Annotated in this window: 4 protein-coding genes; 3 read left to right on the forward strand and 1 reads right to left on the reverse strand. The window is 68.1% G+C overall.

Going from position 1 to position 2,538, the window contains the following annotated elements:
- The coding region (locus QMK34_RS47175; RefSeq protein WP_326421569.1) for a DUF4142 domain-containing protein at window positions 1-444 on the reverse strand (444 nt) is incomplete at its 3' end.
- 164 nt (window positions 445-608) lie between these two features.
- Here QMK34_RS47175 and QMK34_RS47180 point away from each other — a divergent pair.
- From QMK34_RS47180 to QMK34_RS47190, 3 genes are all read left to right on the forward strand, one after another.
- The gene (locus tag QMK34_RS47180) at window positions 609-1,172 is read left to right on the forward strand and encodes a sigma-70 family RNA polymerase sigma factor (protein ID WP_442785375.1); all 564 of its coding nucleotides are present in this window, start codon (window positions 609-611) and stop codon (window positions 1,170-1,172) included.
- Window positions 1,172-1,609: a hypothetical protein gene (locus QMK34_RS47185; RefSeq protein ID WP_326421571.1), complete on the forward strand. Its 438-nt coding sequence runs from the start codon at window positions 1,172-1,174 to the stop codon at window positions 1,607-1,609. Before QMK34_RS47180 ends, QMK34_RS47185 begins: the two co-directional genes overlap by 1 nt.
- Before the next feature lie 31 nt (window positions 1,610-1,640).
- Window positions 1,641-2,538: ATP-binding protein (locus QMK34_RS47190; protein ID WP_326421572.1), on the forward strand; the 898-nt coding region annotated here is incomplete at its 3' end.

Consider the following 2,538-nt stretch of genomic DNA (forward strand, 5'->3'; position numbering starts at 1 on the left):
CGCCCGGAGCCGGTTGACGTAGACCCGGTCGAAGTCGTCACCGCGGGCAGCGGTGATCTCCCCGACCCAGTCCTGCTGGTCCGCGGCAGTGGTGTCCGGCAGGGCGACACCGAGCTGTGCGGCGAGTTCCTTGGCGCGGGTGTCCAGCAGCGCGAGGTCGTCCGCGAGCCGGGCGCCGACCTCGCGCACCCGCCCGGTCGAGCCGCGTTCCTGGGCCTGCCTGCTCACCGGGCCCTCCCACAACCCGGCTTGTCTCACCTGGCTCAACAACTGCCGGTCTATCTGCTGGACTTCGCCCGCGAACGCCGGCGAGACATTCCACAACAGACCGCAGGCCACCAGTATGGTCGCGAATCGGAACAGCAATCGAGTCCCCTCCCAGAGATAGTTCTCACTGAGGAGTACGCATACGGTTACCGTCCGGTTCTGACTTATTGATCTCACCGAATGTGATCTGCGTCACAGTCGATCGCGGACCGTATTCACGTGCCCCTGAAGCACGCAGGAACCTATTTGCCAAGACCACTAATGCATATGGCCTATTCAGGCTTTCTGCGCTACGCTCTGACCGCTGTCTATTCCACCAGTCAGGTGAGGTTGCGTGCTCTATGGAAGCAAGGGGCAACGAGTGCCGAACCCGGAGTGCCCAGCAAGGCCCAGGCACCGTGAATGAAGCGCGCGAGGACCTGATCTTCCTGCTGTACAAGGATTTCCGGGCAACACTGTTCAGTCAGGTCCTGCAACTCACCAACCACGATCGGCAGTGGACCGAGGACGTGGTGCAGGAGACCTTGATCCGCGCCTGGCGAAATTCGGCCACCCTGGACCGCGAGCCCGGAATGCTTCGCAGCTGGCTACTGACCGTGGCGCGACGGATTGTGATCGACGGCTGGCGGAATCGTCGTGCGCGTCCGCAGGAGGTCGAACTGGAGAACCCAGAAATCTCCATAAGGGGCGATCAGACAGATCGAACGCTCGCCGCGATGGTCGTTACCGACGCGCTCCGTCGTCTGGATCACAAATATCGTTCTGTCATTTACGAGACGTATTTGACCGGCCACACAGTCCACCAGGCCGCGGTCATTCTCGGCATACCGGAAGGAACGGTGAAATCGCGCCTCTACACGGCGGTGCGCAAATTGCGAAAGGCATTAGCGGAGCGAGGCCAGTGATGCGGAACCGCAAGAAGCACCGGGACGTGGCCGCTTACGCACTCGGGTCGCTGGCCGATCCGGCCGAGTTCGAGAAACATCTGGCCGGCTGCCTTCGCTGCCGTCGCGAACTCGGCGCGTTCGGCGAAGTGAACGATTCGCTTCGCCGGGCTGTCCGGCTCGGCTACCTGACGCCGGGTGACGGGCCCACCGGCAGTGGCGGGCTGGGCGCCGTGTCCCGGCGGACCTGCCCGGCGCACCTCCCGCTCACGGCGAACCTCGTGCTCCTGATCGCGGTCTGCGTCGCGGCGGCCGCGACGATCCCCGCCGGCCCGGCGATCCTGAACCGGCGGAGCAGAGCGGACGCGCACATGGCTTCCCCTGCCCGTTGGGTGGACCGGACCGTCGTGTCCCACGCCGGTCAGCAGTATCGCCCGAGGTCGGCTGCCATCCAGTAGTCTGCCGGAACCCGACATGAAGGTCTCTACGGTGGATACCGAAGTAAATCCCAAGAGAATCGTCGGCGGTCCTTCGGTACCGAAGCTTCCCGCCGCGTCGCGGCTCCCCGGCCGCGACCACGAACTCGCCCTGCTCAGCGGGCTGTTCGCCACCGCGCGATGCGGGCGGGCGGCCAGCGCGATCCTGGTCGGGGAGTTCGGGATGGGCAAGACGGCCGTGCTGACGACCGCCGCCGACCTGGCCAGGGAGGCCGGGTTCACCGTCGCGCTGGCGACCGGGGCCCGGCTGGAGACGCATCTCAGCGGCGGTGTCGCCGCCCAGCTGGTCGAAGACCTCACCCACGTGCCCGCCGGCGCGGGTGCCCAGTCCCCCCGGCCCCGCGAACCGCACATCACCGAGCGGCTGCCACAGAAGGCGCCCGAGACCGAGTACGAGCAGGCCGACGCGCTGGCCGCGTTCTACCGCACGATCCGCGCGGCCGCCGAGCGCGGCCCGCTGTTCCTGGGCGTCGACAACGTCGACGCCGCCGACGCGTGGTCCCGGCGGTGCCTGGCCTACATCCGCCACCGCATCGCGTACCTGCCCGTGCTGGTGGTGCTGACCTCGGTGCTCGGGCACAAACCGAACCGCGACGTCGCGCTGCTCGAGATGGCGGGCTGCACCCCGGCCGCCATCCGGCTCAACGGTCTCGGCACCGCGGCCGTCGCCCGGCTGCTCGGCACCGGCGACGAGCGGCTGGCCGCCGCCTGCCGCGAGGTCACCGGCGGCAATCCGTACCTGCTCGGCTCGCTGCGCACCCGGCTGCTCACCGGCACCGACCCGGCCCTCGTCGGCGCGGCGGGCATCGGCCAGGTGCTGTGCGGCCGGGTCCAGGAGATCCCGACCGCCCCGGAGCTGATCCGGGCGGTGGCGCTCCTCGGCGAGGACG

Source organism: Amycolatopsis sp. H20-H5, from assembly GCF_035828755.1.
Lineage (GTDB): Bacteria > Actinomycetota > Actinomycetes > Mycobacteriales > Pseudonocardiaceae > Amycolatopsis.